This window comes from Salmonella sp. 741265050_HSA (assembly GCF_046569445.1).
Lineage (GTDB): Bacteria > Pseudomonadota > Gammaproteobacteria > Enterobacterales > Enterobacteriaceae > Salmonella > Salmonella enterica.
The window spans coordinates 96,446-110,605 of the sequence record NZ_JBKFSV010000007.1; the positions used below are offsets into that span (position 1 = coordinate 96,446).

Annotated in this window: 15 protein-coding genes; 9 read left to right on the top strand and 6 right to left on the bottom strand. The window is 52.4% G+C overall.

Features of this window, described 5'->3' with window-relative positions:
* The first annotated feature begins 110 nt into the window (after nt 1-110).
* On the top strand, nt 111-1,313 hold the full coding sequence (dacC, locus tag ACLD4F_RS14095; RefSeq protein ID WP_060633275.1) for a serine-type D-Ala-D-Ala carboxypeptidase: 1,203 nt from the start codon (nt 111-113) through the stop codon (nt 1,311-1,313).
* A gap of 44 nt (nt 1,314-1,357) precedes the next feature.
* Here dacC and deoR read toward each other — a convergent pair whose 3' ends face one another.
* Nucleotides 1,358-2,116, bottom strand: a complete 759-nt coding sequence (gene deoR, locus ACLD4F_RS14100; RefSeq protein ID WP_000450103.1) for a DNA-binding transcriptional repressor DeoR — start codon at nt 2,114-2,116, stop codon at nt 1,358-1,360.
* Nucleotides 2,117-2,187: 71 nt separating this feature from the next.
* Nucleotides 2,188-2,796 carry an undecaprenyl-diphosphate phosphatase gene (gene ybjG / locus ACLD4F_RS14105; RefSeq protein WP_079972990.1) on the bottom strand — a complete coding sequence of 203 codons (609 nt, stop codon included), beginning with the start codon at nt 2,794-2,796 and terminating at the stop codon, nt 2,188-2,190.
* A 312-nt stretch (nt 2,797-3,108) separates the two neighbouring features.
* Between ybjG and ACLD4F_RS14110 the strand changes: the two genes are divergently transcribed.
* Nucleotides 3,109-4,341, top strand: coding sequence for an MFS transporter (locus ACLD4F_RS14110; RefSeq protein WP_001181284.1), 1,233 nt, complete (start codon nt 3,109-3,111; stop codon nt 4,339-4,341).
* Nucleotides 4,342-4,394: 53 nt separating this feature from the next.
* Here ACLD4F_RS14110 and ACLD4F_RS14115 read toward each other — a convergent pair whose 3' ends face one another.
* Together ACLD4F_RS14115 and ACLD4F_RS14120 are read right to left on the bottom strand one after the other, a co-directional pair.
* A complete protein-coding gene (locus ACLD4F_RS14115; RefSeq protein WP_079972988.1) occupies nt 4,395-5,210 on the bottom strand; it encodes a Cof-type HAD-IIB family hydrolase in 816 nt (271 codons plus the stop codon).
* A complete protein-coding gene (locus tag ACLD4F_RS14120) occupies nt 5,207-6,418 on the bottom strand; it encodes an MFS transporter (RefSeq protein WP_058111902.1) in 1,212 nt (403 codons plus the stop codon). The genes ACLD4F_RS14115 and ACLD4F_RS14120 overlap by 4 nt, the downstream gene beginning before the upstream one ends.
* Before the next feature lie 167 nt (nt 6,419-6,585).
* On the opposite strand from ACLD4F_RS14120, the gene ACLD4F_RS14125 reads away from it, so the two are divergent.
* Nucleotides 6,586-7,206: a TetR/AcrR family transcriptional regulator gene (locus ACLD4F_RS14125; RefSeq protein ID WP_000661873.1), complete on the top strand. Its 621-nt coding sequence runs from the start codon at nt 6,586-6,588 to the stop codon at nt 7,204-7,206.
* Between the two features lie 116 nt (nt 7,207-7,322).
* On the opposite strand, the gene ACLD4F_RS14130 is transcribed toward ACLD4F_RS14125, so the two are convergent.
* A complete protein-coding gene (locus ACLD4F_RS14130) occupies nt 7,323-9,008 on the bottom strand; it encodes an aspartate:alanine antiporter (RefSeq protein ID WP_001024853.1) in 1,686 nt (561 codons plus the stop codon).
* A gap of 270 nt (nt 9,009-9,278) precedes the next feature.
* Between ACLD4F_RS14130 and ACLD4F_RS14135 the strand changes: the two genes are divergently transcribed.
* On the top strand, nt 9,279-9,656 hold the full coding sequence (locus ACLD4F_RS14135) for an inner membrane protein YbjM (protein WP_000680850.1): 378 nt from the start codon (nt 9,279-9,281) through the stop codon (nt 9,654-9,656).
* Between the two features lie 31 nt (nt 9,657-9,687).
* Here ACLD4F_RS14135 and ACLD4F_RS14140 read toward each other — a convergent pair whose 3' ends face one another.
* Nucleotides 9,688-9,951, bottom strand: coding sequence for a GrxA family glutaredoxin (locus ACLD4F_RS14140; protein WP_000495513.1), 264 nt, complete (start codon nt 9,949-9,951; stop codon nt 9,688-9,690).
* 169 nt (nt 9,952-10,120) lie between these two features.
* On the opposite strand from ACLD4F_RS14140, the gene ACLD4F_RS14145 reads away from it, so the two are divergent.
* The 5 genes from ACLD4F_RS14145 to potF all read left to right on the top strand — a co-directional run bounded on the left by ACLD4F_RS14145 (nt 10,121) and on the right by potF (nt 14,111).
* Complete coding sequence (locus tag ACLD4F_RS14145; protein ID WP_023138442.1) at nt 10,121-10,411, top strand: YbjC family protein; 291 nt, start codon at nt 10,121-10,123, stop codon at nt 10,409-10,411.
* Nucleotides 10,395-11,117, top strand: a complete 723-nt coding sequence (gene nfsA, locus ACLD4F_RS14150) for a nitroreductase NfsA (protein WP_000075300.1) — start codon at nt 10,395-10,397, stop codon at nt 11,115-11,117. Before ACLD4F_RS14145 ends, nfsA begins: the two co-directional genes overlap by 17 nt.
* Before the next feature lie 57 nt (nt 11,118-11,174).
* The gene (rimK, locus tag ACLD4F_RS14155) at nt 11,175-12,077 is read left to right on the top strand and encodes a 30S ribosomal protein S6--L-glutamate ligase (protein WP_000684361.1); all 903 of its coding nucleotides are present in this window, start codon (nt 11,175-11,177) and stop codon (nt 12,075-12,077) included.
* 96 nt (nt 12,078-12,173) lie between these two features.
* The gene (locus tag ACLD4F_RS14160; RefSeq protein ID WP_000624814.1) at nt 12,174-12,650 is read left to right on the top strand and encodes a YbjN domain-containing protein; all 477 of its coding nucleotides are present in this window, start codon (nt 12,174-12,176) and stop codon (nt 12,648-12,650) included.
* Nucleotides 12,651-12,998: 348 nt separating this feature from the next.
* Nucleotides 12,999-14,111: a spermidine/putrescine ABC transporter substrate-binding protein PotF gene (potF, locus tag ACLD4F_RS14165; protein WP_000125769.1), complete on the top strand. Its 1,113-nt coding sequence runs from the start codon at nt 12,999-13,001 to the stop codon at nt 14,109-14,111.
* The last annotated feature ends 49 nt before the right edge of the window (nt 14,112-14,160 follow it).

Genomic DNA, 14,160 nt, shown 5'->3' on the forward strand with positions numbered 1-14,160 from the left:
AAACTTTACCAAGTTACGGTTTCTTTAACGTCGTGAGTGCGTTATTACTCACCGCACTTATTACACGGTGGTGTGACGTGTGTTTTTGGAATGGATACTCGGGTGGTACTATGACGCAATACGCTTCTTCCCTTCGTAGCCTCGCGGCAAGTTCGGTTCTCTTATTCCTTTTCGCTTCGCCTGTAAAGGCAGAGGAACAAACGATCGCGCCGCCGGGCGTTGATGCGCGAGCCTGGATCTTAATGGATTACGCCAGCGGTAAAGTACTGGCGGAAGGCAATGCCGATGAGAAACTCGACCCTGCCAGTTTGACAAAAATTATGACCAGCTACGTGGTGGGCCAGGCGCTGAAGGCAGGGAAAATCAAGCTGACCGATATGGTGACGGTGGGCAAAGATGCCTGGGCGACGGGGAACCCGGCGCTACGTGGGTCGTCGGTGATGTTTCTGAAGCCAGGCGATCAGGTGTCGGTGGCGGATCTTAATAAAGGCATCATCATTCAGTCAGGTAATGATGCCTGTATCGCGCTTGCCGACTACGTCGCCGGAAGCCAGGAGTCCTTTATCGGCCTGATGAACGCCTATGCGAAACGACTGGGGTTAACCAATACAACCTTCCAGACGGTACACGGTCTTGATGCGCCAGGGCAGTTCAGTACCGCTCGCGATATGGCGCTGCTCGGCAAGGCCCTGATTCACGATGTGCCTGACGAATACGCCATTCATAAAGAGAAAGAGTTTACTTTTAATAATATTCGTCAACCGAACCGCAACCGCCTGTTGTGGAGCACCAATCTGCATGTCGACGGCATGAAAACGGGGACAACGGCAGGCGCTGGATATAACCTTGTCGCCTCCGCCACCCAGGGCGATATGCGCCTGATCTCTGTCGTGCTGGGGGCGAAAACAGACCGTATTCGTTTTAATGAGTCAGAAAAACTGCTGACCTGGGGTTTCCGCTTCTTTGAAACGGTCACGCCGATTAAACCTGACGCGACATTCGTGACGCAACGGGTCTGGTTTGGCGATAAGCGTGAGGTCAATTTGGGGGCGGGCGATGCGGGGTCTGTGACGATTCCGCGTGGGCAGCTTAAAAACCTGAAGGCCAGCTTTACGTTGAACGAACCACAGCTCACGGCGCCGTTGAAGAAAGGGCAGGTTGTCGGCACCATCGATTTCCAGCTTAACGGAAAATCCATTGAGCAACGCCCGTTAATGGTGATGGAAAACGTCGAGGAGGGGGGATTTTTCAGCCGGATGTGGGATTTTGTGCTGATGAAACTCCATCAGTGGTTTGGCAGTTGGTTCTCGTAAAATAACCCCGTTGCCGGGTGCGCGTCGCATCCGGCAACCTGCGGTTAATACATCAGAGTAATTTGTTGCGCTTTAGCGTAGGCCACAAAGGCCTCATCGGGACGGCGGTCGCTGATAATCGTATCAAAGCGTGATAATTCCCCCATCCGCGCCGGACGTACCTTGCCGAATTTACTGTGATCCACCACCAGTACATGGCACTGTGCCATCGTCATGGCCCAATGTTTTACCGGCAGCTCTTCCAGATTAAAGCAGGTAGCGCCTTTACTGGTATGAACGCCGGCGGCGGAATAAAACGCGATATCCGGACAAATATTGTTTAAGGTTTCATGGAAATCAAGCGGTTTGAAAATGGCGTTGCTGGCGTGAAACTCCCCGCCGCTGAGAATGGCGCGGCAATGTGGTTTGTCCTGCAGCGCCAGAAAGGTATTAAGTGAATAGCACACCGCCGTAAAGGGAAGGTCATTATCAATGGCTTCAATGATCCACGGCGTGGTGGTGCCACAGTCAATAAATACCGTCTGATGCGCTTGTACCAGGCCCGCAGCCAACTGAGCGGCTCGGCGTTTTTCTTCCACCAGACGAGATTTTTGATCGCTTAACAGATAATGACTGGCGCTGCGGGGCTCCAGTACGATATAGCCGCCCAGCAACACGACAGGCGCGCTTTTATGGTTCAGGTCGCGACGAATGGTCATTTCAGAGACGCCCAACAGGGTCGCGGCTTCTTTAAGATGAAGTTTATCGCTGCGTTTTAAGGCCTGCAGCAATTGACCAATACGCTCGTCGCGTCGCGTTTCCATAGTTCCCCTGGAGAGTTAAATAAGCGCTCCGCACCATACAGAGCGCTTAATATTACTCTTTTTTTCGCTGTTTAGTCACGTACCCAGCCTTTTCGAATGGGCAACGCGAAACAGAAACGGTAACAACGTTGCAGTGCCTGGTAGAGCGGCACGCCGTACCATTGCCAGATCAATTGCGCGCTCAGGCAGCCAAGCATCGCTACCAGCAGCGCGCCAATCATATCTAACGGCCAGTGTACGCCGAGATAGACGCGCGACCAGGCGATGGTAATGCCTATCGCCATCATCACGATGCCTGACCAGAGGCGGTGCCAGAACAAAAACGCCAGCGCAAAGGTAAAAATCACCGTACCGTGATCGCTGGGGAAAGAGTCATCGGCGGCATGATGCAGGAAGTTATAGCCGATATGATCGACAAACGGACGGTCGTGCGGGAAAAGGTGTCCCATTGTCCAGGAGACCGCCAGACTGATAATCAGCGCGATGCCGATTTTAACGATCAGCTGGCGCTGGGCGCAGACCCGATCGCGGGGACCCCACAGCCAGAGTACAACGGCTAAGAGCGGGACGATGTTGATGACATCTTTGGCGATAAAGATAGCGAGCGAAATTGTCCACTGCGCGGAATCAGGCGTGGCGTTAATAAAATAAAACAGCGAGTTGTTAAGGTTTTCCAGCATAACATCCAGGCTCGGAGCAATGAAATCAAAAGGGATAGCCAGCTCATCCCCGTGCAAACTGAGCATAAATGCAGCGTAACAGGGAGGAAAAGCAGTATTGTCTTATTTGGCGGCAACATGAAGAGATTTAAGACAATGGCATAAAATAATGTCGATGATAACGGCGCAAACTTAAATTAACCTTAAAGTATGCAAGCGCTAAGCGGCTTTCTGTAAAAATGTGCGCTATTTCCCTTGCAGCCTCATAATTCGCTATCTCAGTTCCCCGACTTTCATTACACTCTGCGCGGTTTTTATTGGCGAAGAGATGGTATGCAGAATCGTTTACAATCAGGCGGCAGGCTGGGACGTCAGGCGCTGCTTTTTCCTCTCTGTCTGGTGCTGTACGAGTTTTCTACTTATATTGGCAACGACATGATCCAGCCGGGTATGCTGGCGGTGGTTGAGCAGTATCAGGCGGGCCTGGACTGGGTTCCGACGTCCATGACCGCTTATCTGGCGGGCGGTATGTTCTTACAGTGGCTGCTTGGCCCGTTGTCTGACCGGATTGGCCGTCGTCCCGTGATGCTGGCGGGCGTCGTGTGGTTTATTGTCACCTGCCTGGCGACGTTACTGGCGAAAAACATCGAACAATTTACATTCCTGCGTTTTTTGCAAGGGATTAGCCTGTGTTTTATCGGCGCTGTAGGGTATGCCGCGATTCAGGAATCCTTTGAGGAAGCGGTGTGTATAAAAATTACCGCGCTGATGGCGAACGTGGCGTTAATCGCGCCGCTACTGGGACCACTGGTTGGGGCGGCATGGGTGCATGTTCTGCCGTGGGAGGGGATGTTTATTTTATTTGCCGCACTGGCCGCTATCGCCTTTTTCGGGCTACAGCGCGCAATGCCGGAGACCGCCACGCGGCGGGGCGAAACGCTGTCATTTAAGGCGCTGGGCCGTGACTATCGGCTGGTGATAAAAAATCGGCGGTTCGTCGCAGGGGCGTTAGCGCTGGGATTTGTCAGCCTGCCGCTGTTGGCCTGGATTGCGCAGTCGCCGATTATCATCATTAGCGGCGAACAGCTCAGCAGCTATGAATATGGTCTGCTGCAGGTGCCCGTTTTTGGCGCGCTCATTGCCGGTAATCTGGTGTTGGCGCGTTTAACCTCCCGACGTACGGTTCGCTCGCTGATCGTGATGGGCGGCTGGCCTATCGTCGCGGGGCTGATCATCGCCGCGGCGGCGACGGTGGTTTCATCCCATGCTTATTTATGGATGACGGCGGGATTAAGCGTATACGCTTTTGGCATTGGGCTGGCGAATGCCGGACTGGTGCGTCTGACGCTCTTTTCCAGCGATATGAGTAAAGGAACGGTCTCGGCGGCGATGGGAATGCTACAAATGCTGATTTTTACCGTTGGCATTGAAGTCAGTAAACACGCCTGGTTAAGCGGCGGCAATGGGCTATTTAGCCTGTTTAATCTGGCAAACGGTATTCTTTGGCTACTGCTGATGCTGGTCTTCTTAAAAGATAAGCGGACGGGGAATTTGCAAACAGTCTGAGAGAGCGGCTACGCCTGATAAGCTTTCTGTTATCAGGCATAGAGAGGCATCCGCTAGACGTTGAACGGCGGCTCGTTGTTTAATACGCTGTCGATGATATCCAGCACGCCTTCCTGGTTGTTCGATCCGGCGCAGTATTTCGCCGCCGCCGCGACCGCTTCGCTGGCGTGCGACATGGCAAAACTAAACCCGGCCTGACGCAGCATCTCAATATCGTTGCCGCCGTCGCCGAATACCACCACTTCACTATCATGAATGCCCCAGCGCTGTTGTAACAGACGCAGGCCGTTGGCTTTATGCACGCCGGGAATTATTAAATCAATACTGCCATAGCCGGTATGAACGGGGACCATGATATCGCCAATGGCGTCGTGCAGCGCCGCCTGTACTTCCGGTATCCGTTCATCGGTAATATTAAGGCCGAATTTGAAAAAGACATCGTTGATATTATTAAAATTATCCACAAACTCCAGACGATGATAATACATTGCCGCAACGGCTTTTAACGCATCGTTGTACCGTTTCAGCGTGTAGGCGCTGTTTTTTCCACAGGCGATAATCTCCACATCGGCGCGTGTGAGCAGGTGTTCGACAACCGTCTGGAAGTCGGCTTTTGTCAGCTCGCCGTTAAAAACATCCTCTCCTTCGCTGACCACCCAACCGCCGTTTTCCGCGACAAAAGCGATTTCGTGCGCAATTTCCGGAAAGAAGGAGATTAACTGGTAATACTGGTTGCCGCTGGCCACGACAAAGCGAATGCCTTGCCGCTTCATTTGTTGGTACTGCGCCATAAACCGGTCACGGTTATAGGTTTTTTGATCGCTCAGAAAAGTGCCGTCCATGTCGACGGCGATTAATTTGATACTCATGCGTTATGCTCCATCACCGGTTGCGGAGTCGATACAGGTTTGGCGACGGCCTTCGCCACCAGCGCCGCCAGAATAACCAGCGCCAGCACAACCATCATGGCGCTGCGTAATCCATAATGCTCTCCCAGATAGCCCAACAGCGGCGGCCCGACCAAAAACGCCAGATAGCCGGTCGTGGCGACAACGCTCACGCGCGTCGGCGCGTCGGGACCGGTATCGCTGGCGGCGGAAATGGTCAGCGGGAAGCCGAGCGAAGCGCCTAAGCCCCAAAGAATGACCGAGACGCCGGCGACCCAGTCGCTATCGACAAAAATAATCAGGCCAATGCCCAGCGCTCCCATCAACGCGCTGGCGCGAACAACCGTCACCCGGCTATAGCGGTCAATAAACCAGCCGCCGGTAAAGCGGCCAACGGTCATACCAAGCGTGAAACCGGCGTAGATCAGAGAGCCGGAGGTTGGGCTAAAACCGTGTCCGTCTACCATCAGTAGCGGCAGCCAGTCATTCGCAGAGCCTTCGGCGAATGCCATTGCCAGCACCACCACGCCAATAAGCAAAAGCTGGATGTCCCGATAAAAAGGTAATCCTTTTTCCTGAAGGTGAGCATCTTCCGATGCGTTTTTACCCGTACCGTCAGGGATCGCCCGAATGGCGATAAAAATGGGCGCGATCGCCACGGCAGCCGCGAGGATGATATGGATGTTAGCCGGGACGCTTAATGCGGTTAACGCCATGCCGACACCAGCGCCCGCCAGCGTGCCGAAACTGTAGAAACCATGCATCATCGGCAGAACGGTTTTATTCAGCTCGCGTTCGACCGCCGCGCCTTCGACATTAATCGCCACTTCGGCTGCGCCAAAACTGGCGCCGAAGACGGCTAATCCAAGGGCAAAAATCAGCGGCGAGGCGCACCACAGCGCGATGCTAAGAATAACCATCCCGGTTACTGCGCAGGTCATCGTCGTGCGAATAACCTTCCGGGTGCCAAATCGTTTCACCAGCCAGGCGGAACAAAGAATACCGCTCATTGAACCGATAGAAAGCCCGAATAAGACCGCCCCCATTTCCGCGGTAGAGACGGAAAGAATATCCCGAATAGCAGGCGTTCGGGTTGCCCAGGAGGCCATCAGCAGTCCGGGTAAAAAGAAGAACATAAACAGCGCCCAGGTACGGCGTTTTAAGGCGTTACGTGAGGAGAGGACGGTCATAGCGTCAGGCCAGAAAATAGAAGCGAGAGGTAAACATTAGCAAGCTTGTGTACATTTGTACATATCGTCGTCATACTTCGTTGTGCAGACAGTTTTTACTGTCTATTTTTTCAGCGTAAGCGGCAGGCTACTATAGCCTGCATCCTGAATGAGATGTGGAACTCATCATGAAAGAAAATGCCGTAAGACGCGCCAATGATCCTAAGCGACGGGAAAAAATAATTCAGGCCACACTGGAAGCGGTAAAGACCTATGGCGTTCATGCCGTGACGCACCGGAAAATCGCCGCTATCGCTCAGGTGCCGCTTGGCTCAATGACCTACTATTTTGCCGGTATGGATGCGTTATTGAGTGAAGCTTTTACACTTTTCACCGAAAACATGTCTCGTCAATACCAGGACTTTTTTGCGCAGGTGACGGATGCGGAGGGGGCGTGCCAGGCGATAACGGAAATGATTTACGGTTCGCAGGTTACGACGCCGGATAATATGGCGTTAATGTATCAGTTATATGCCTATGCCAGCGATAAGCCAGCGTTAAAAATAGTCATGCAAAACTGGATGCAGCGTAGCCAGAATACGCTGGCGCAGTGGTTTGACGCGCAGACTGCCCGCGCGCTGGATGCGTTTATCGAGGGGATGACACTGCATTTTGTAACGGATCGAACGCCGCTGGCGCGTGAAGCGATTTTACAGATGGTAAAGCGAATCGCCGGAGAGTCAATGTCGTGTCACTCTGCGTCAGGCAACAAAAAACCCACCAACCTTGAACCGAAATGGCGGGGTTGATGGGCTCCACAAAATGGGGACATCAAAGAAAAGCAGTGGCAATAGGTATGACTGATGCTTTAACGAAAAGTTCGACCTATTGGCAAAATTTTTCCACTTAAAGGCAAACTTCAGTTTTATCCTAACCCCGGCCAGATGATGACAATAAGCGTCCCCGCCAGCGTTAGCAGAACGTTGGCGATGGCGTAAGTCCCCGCATAACCCAGCGCTGGAATATTGCTGCGCGCCGTATCGCTAATGATTTCCATCGCCGGGGCGCAGGTACGCGCGCCCATCATGGCGCCGAACAGCAGCGCCCGGTTCATGCGCAGCACATAAGCGCCAAACAAGAAGCAGATCACCACCGGTACCAGGCTGACGACAAGCCCGGCGATCAGCATTTGTCCGCCGACCGCGCCCAGACCGTTGCTGATACCGCTGCCGGCGCTTAAACCAACGCCTGCCATAAATACCATCAAGCCGAATTCTTTCACCATGTTAAGCGCGCCCTGCGGAATATAACCAAAGGTAGGATGGTTAGCGCGCAGGAAACCGAGCATGATCCCGGCGAACAGCAATCCGGCCGCGTTGCCGATGCCGAAACTAAAATTGCTGAACTGGAAGGTAATCATCCCGATCATTAACCCGATGATAAAAAAAGCGCAGAAGGCGAGCAGGTCCGTCACCTGACTATGGATCGAAATAAAACCAATGCGATCGGCGATGGTTTTTACGCGTCTGGCGTCGCCGCTCACCTGTAACACGTCGCCTTTATTCAGCACGACGTTATCGTCGATAGGCATTTCGATCTGGCTGCGGATGACGCGGTTAAGGAAGCAGCCATGATCGGTCAGCTTGAGCTGAGCGAGGCGGCGACCGACCGCATTGTGGTTTTTCACCACAATTTCTTCCGTCACGATGCGCATATCAAGCAGATCGCGATCAAACACTTCCTTACCATTACGGAAGCTGGGATCGAGCCTGGCGTGCGCGTCCGGATAGCCGACCAGCGCAATCTCATCGCCCATTTGCAGCACCGCATCGCCATCCGGGTTCGCCAGAATACCGTTACGGCGAATACGTTCGATATAGCAGCCTGTCTGGCGGTAAATACCCAGCTCGCGCAAGTTTTTGCCGTCAGTCCAGGCCACCAGTTCCGGGCCAACCCGATAGGCGCGGATAACCGGCAAATAAACTTTGCGATTAGCATCGGTATCCAGACCGCGCTCGCGAGCAATTTGCTGGGCGCTGGTTTGCAAATCCTGATGCTGTAGTTTAGGCAAGTAACGCGCGCCCACGATCAGACTGACCAGCCCAATCAGATAGGTCAGGGCATAGCCCAGGCTCAGATTATCAAGAGCGGAGGAGAGTTGGGTGCTGGCGATGCCGGAATGTCGCAGGGTATCGCCTGCGCCAACCAGCACGGGCGTGGATGTCATTGAGCCGGCCAGCATACCGGCCGTCAGGCCGATATCCCAGCCGAATAGCTTACCAAGGCCTAAGGCGATTAGCAGAGCGCTACCGACCATGACCAGGGCAAGCATCAGATAATTTTTACCGTCACGAAAAAAAATCGAAAAAAAGTTGGGGCCAGCCTCGACGCCGACACAAAAAATAAACAGCATAAATCCCAGATTTAGCGCGTCGGTGTTAATACTGAAGTGTTGCTGCCCTAATAATAGAGAGACCACTAAAACGCCAATGGAATTACCAAGTTGGACTGAACCCAGACGTAACTTGCCAAGACACAGGCCAAGAGCCAGGACCACAAATAATAACAGGATGTAATTCCCATTTAACAAATCTGCGACGTTTATATTCACGGAGACTAACTTCTTGTTTACGAGTAAGCTGTTGAAAGAAATGGTAATTTACGCTACTGTTTTTATCATGAATTAAGGGTGCAATCGTATTGCATACAGCATCCAAATAAAAACAACACAACAATATATCCTGCTAGTTTAATCTTATTGCGTACTAACGGCTATAAGAATCGTGCAGGTGTGTTTTTGGCATGGAATGCCACATGACTTTATCTGACTGGATGCCTCACGGCGGAAAGCGTGTTCGATAGAGAGTGTCAGGAGGAACGATTGAAACATAAACACGGGTGGGCAAGCGTTGTCTGCTGCTTTGTACTCTTTATTGTGGTGTGTCTTTCATTAACTATGCATGTACAAGGCGCTTTTCGCGCGGCAGGGCATCCTGAGATTGGACTGTTATTTTTTACGTTGCCTGGTGCGGTGGCCAGTTTTTGTTCTCACCGACGCGAGGTGATCCGACCGCTGATCGGGGCGATGCTGGCGGCGCCGTTTTGCCTGGTGTTAATGCGCGTGGTATTTATGCCTACCCGATCGTTTTGGCAAGAACTGGCGTGGTTATTTAGCGCCGTATTCTGGTGTGCGTTAGGCGCGCTCTGCTATTTGTTTATTAGCAGCCTGTTTAGCCACCGGCGAAAAAAACGCCGATAGCGCCCTCCGGTAGAGGGCGTTGCCAGAGCAATCAGGCGAAAAGATTCAGATTTTCTTTTGCCCATGCTTCAAAATCCGTACAGCCGCCGATATGTTTTTGATCGACAAAAATCTGCGGTACGGTTTCTACAGGTTTACCTACGGTTTTTTCCAAATCCGCTTTAGTAATGCCTTCAGCATGGATATCAATATAGCGGTAGTTAAAATCGTCGCGTTCTTTGCTCAGTTTTTCCGCCAACTCTTTTGCACGCACGCAATAAGGGCACCCTGGGCGGCCAAAAATAACAGTAAACATATCTCTCCTCGAACATAAAGCCAGACGGCGAACAGGTGTTATCATGCCGCGATTTACGGCAGATGAAAAGCAGGTTACGCCTGTTCCTTTGATAACCCAGGGCTATATCTGTTAAGCACGCCGGACCAGAACGTTCTACACTGTGCGTCAGTTAACCGGGAGGCTTGATATGCGCACGATTGGCGTGTTACCCAAAAGCATACTGATACTGGAATGCCTCGGTATGATTTTGCTGGCGCTTGCTCTGCTATCGCTTAATCATTACCTTACGCTGCCCGCGCCGTTCAATACGTCGCTGGCTGGCGTATTGATGGTTTTCCTGGGCGTCGTGTTGATCCTCCCCGCCGCGGTGGCGATGATGTGGCGTATTGCGCAGTTACTGGCGCCGCAGTTGATGAAACGTCCACCCGACATTTCTTCCCGTTCAGATAGAGAAAAGCATAATGAGTCCGACCATTGAACTTCTTTGTGGCCATCGTTCTATTCGCCATTTCACCGATGAACCCGTGACTGACGCGCAGCGAGAGGCCATTATTGCCGCCGCGCGCAGCACGTCCAGTTCCAGTTTTTTACAGTGCAGCTCTATTATCCGTATTACCGATCGGGCGCTGCGCGAGGCGTTAGTGCCCCTGACGGGAGGGCAAAAGCATGTGGCGCAGGCCGCTGAGTTCTGGGTATTTTGCGCCGATTTTAATCGTCATTTGCAGATCTGCCCTGACGCGCAGTTGGGGCTTGCCGAACAACTGCTGCTCGGTGTCGTCGATACGGCGATGATGGGGCAAAATGCGCTGACGGCGGCGGAATCACTGGGATTAGGCGGCGTGTATATCGGCGGCATCCGTAACAATATTGAGTCTGTTACCGAACTGTTAAAATTGCCGAAGCATGTATTGCCGCTCTTTGGCCTGTGTTTGGGATGGCCTGCGGATAATCCGGATCTGAAACCGCGCCTGCCTGCTGAGCTTGTGGTTCATGAGAACCAGTATCAACCGCTTGATGAAAAGCTGCTGGCGCGCTATGACGAGCAGTTGGCTGAGTATTATCTGACCCGCGGCAGTAATACGCGACGCGATACCTGGAGCGATCATATCCGTCGCACCCTGATTAAAGAAAATCGCCCATTTATCCTTGAATATTTGCATAAACAGGGCTGGGCGACGCGCTAAAACCTGCGGGCCAGTGTATGATACGCGGGCTTTTCAGGGTTTTCAGCGAGGTGCAGGGTGAAAATTGCCATATTGTCCAGGGATGGAACGCTCTATTCTTGCAAACGTCTGCGCGAAGCGGCGATGCGGCGCGGCCATCTGGTCGAGATACTCGATCCTCTTTCCTGCTATATGAATATTAATCCGGCTGCGTCGTCGATCCATTACAAGGGGCGTCGTCTGCCCCATTTTGACGCCGTTATTCCCCGTATTGGTTCGGCCATTACCTTTTATGGTACCGCTGCGCTACGTCAGTTTGAGCTACTGGGTAGCTATCCGCTGAATGAATCCGTCGCTATTACCCGCGCGCGCGATAAGCTGCGATCGCTACAACTTCTGGCGCGCCAGGGGATCGATCTCCCCATTACCGGGATCGCCCATTCGCCGGATGATACCAGCGATCTTATTAAGATGGTTGGCGGGGCGCCGCTGGTCGTGAAGCTGGTAGAAGGCACGCAAGGGATCGGCGTGGTATTGGCGGAGACGCGTCAGGCTGCTGAAAGTGTTATTGATGCGTTTCGGGGGCTGAATGCCCATATCTTGGTTCAGGAATACATTGCCGAAGCTAAAGGATGCGATATTCGTTGTCTGGTCGTCGGCAATGAGGTTGTGGCGGCGATTGAGCGGTGCGCGAAAGCCGGTGATTTTCGCTCCAATCTTCATCGTGGCGGGGTGGCCAGCATCGCGACGATCACGCCCCGTGAACGGGATATCGCCATCAAAGCCGCACAGACGCTGGGGCTGGATGTGGCGGGTGTCGATATTTTACGCGCCGCGCGCGGGCCGCTGGTGATGGAGGTGAATGCCTCGCCGGGACTGGAAGGTATCGAAAAGACTACGGGCGTGGATATCGCGGGGCGAATGATTCAGTGGATAGAACGTCACGCTACGCCTGAATTTTGCCTTAAAATCGGCGGCTAATCGCAATCGTGGATTCCGCCGTAGTACGAAGCACGCTTTTTGCGTAAGCTGTGCCGGTAATTTTTTCATCGTCATCGTAAGAGGTAGCACATTATTATGATATCACTGGTCGTTCCCACTCTGGATACGTTGCGTCAATGGCTCGACGACCTGGGCATGAATTTCTTCGAATGTGATACCTGCCAGGCGCTGCATTTGCCGCATATGCAGAATTTTGACGGCGTCTACGATGCTAAAATCGATTTGGTGGACAACACCGTTCTTTTTTCCGCGATGGCGGAGGTCAGGCCTTCCGCGTTGCTGCCGCTGGCGGCCGATCTCTCTGCTATCAACGCCAGTTCGTTGACGGTAAAAGCCTTTCTCGATATGCAGGATGATAATCTGCCAAAACTGGTTGTGTGCCAGTCTTTATCCGTTATGCAAGGCGTCACCTACGAACAGTTCGAATGGTTTGTTCGCCAAAGTGAAGAGCAGATTTCTATGGTGATCCTTGAGGCCGGGGCGCATCAGCTTCTGTTTAACGCGGAAGAAGACGCGCAAAAAACTAGCGCGGTTGACCATTTTCTTCACTGATCCCTCCCGATAATCAGGCAGTCGCTGCCAGCGCGGCTGCTGTTTACGTTTTTTTATGCTGCCGTTAACCTTTATTTAAAGAATTATTCACCTCCTTTCTGACCATTTCGCTTTATCACATAGACAAAACCTGCATAAAAAATTGATAAAAGGCGTTTTTTAATCTGGGCTATAGCCTCAAACCTTAGCTAAAGTTATTCTTGCGAAGCTTCTATAGCGAGCTTGATGGCAGGGAGGGCGACCTCTCTTCTTCATTTGTATCAAATGAAAAGGTATGCACATTTCAGGCATGTTTTAAACCACGCCTAATGGGTTCATTTGTTAACGGATTTCAGAAGGAAAGCGATGATGACCGCCTTAAAGAAAAAATGGCTATCGGGTCTGGTTGCGGGTGCTCTGATGGTCGTCTCTGTCGGCACGCTCGCTGCCGAACAAAAAACGCTGCACATTTATAACTGGTCAGATTATATCGCGCCGGACACGGTGGCGAACTTTGAAAAAGAGACCGGGATTAACGTTATCTATGATGTCTTTGACTCTAACGAAGTGCTGGAAGGCAAGTTAATGGCAGGCAGCACCGGGTTCGATCTGGTGGTGCCATCGGCCAGTTTTCTTGAGCGCCAGCTCACCGCGGGCGTTTTTCAGCCGCTGGATAAAAGCAAACTTCCCGGCTGGAAAAACCTCGATCCTGAACTGCTGAAACTGGTAGCGAAGCACGATCCTGACAACAAATACGCCATGCCCTATATGTGGGCCACGACGGGCATTGGCTATAACGTTGATAAAGTGAAAGCGGTGCTGGGGGATGATGCGCCAGTGAATAGCTGGGATTTAGTCCTCAAGCCGGAAAATCTGGAGAAGCTAAAAAGCTGCGGTGTCTCTTTCCTTGATGCGCCTGAAGAAATTTTTGCCACCGTGCTGAACTATCTGGGTAAAGATCCGAATAGCAGCAAAGCGGATGACTACACCGGCCCGGCAACCGATCTGTTGTTGAAGCTACGGCCAAACATTCGCTATTTCCACTCCTCGCAATACATTAACGATCTGGCTAATGGCGATACCTGTGTGGCCATCGGCTGGGCGGGCGATGTCTGGCAGGCCGCTAACCGGGCGAAAGAGGCGAAAAATGGCGTCAATATCTCTTTCTCGATCCCCAAAGAGGGGGCAATGGCGTTTTTTGATGTGTTTGCCATGCCGGCTGACGCCAAAAATAAAGACGAGGCCTACCAGTTCCTTAATTATCTGCTGCGCCCTGATGTGATTGCCCATATTTCCGATCACGTTTTCTACGCCAATGCGAATAAAGAGGCGACGGCGCTGGTCAGCCAGCAGGTGCGCGATAACCCGGGAATTTATCCGCCGGCGGATGTGCGGGCCAAGTTGTTTACCCTGAAAGTGCAGGAGCCGAAGATTGATCGCGTCCGCACCCGCGCATGGACGAAGGTGAAAAGCGGTAAGTAATTTATTAACGGTATGGCCTGATAAGCGTGCGCTATCGGGCATTCCACCG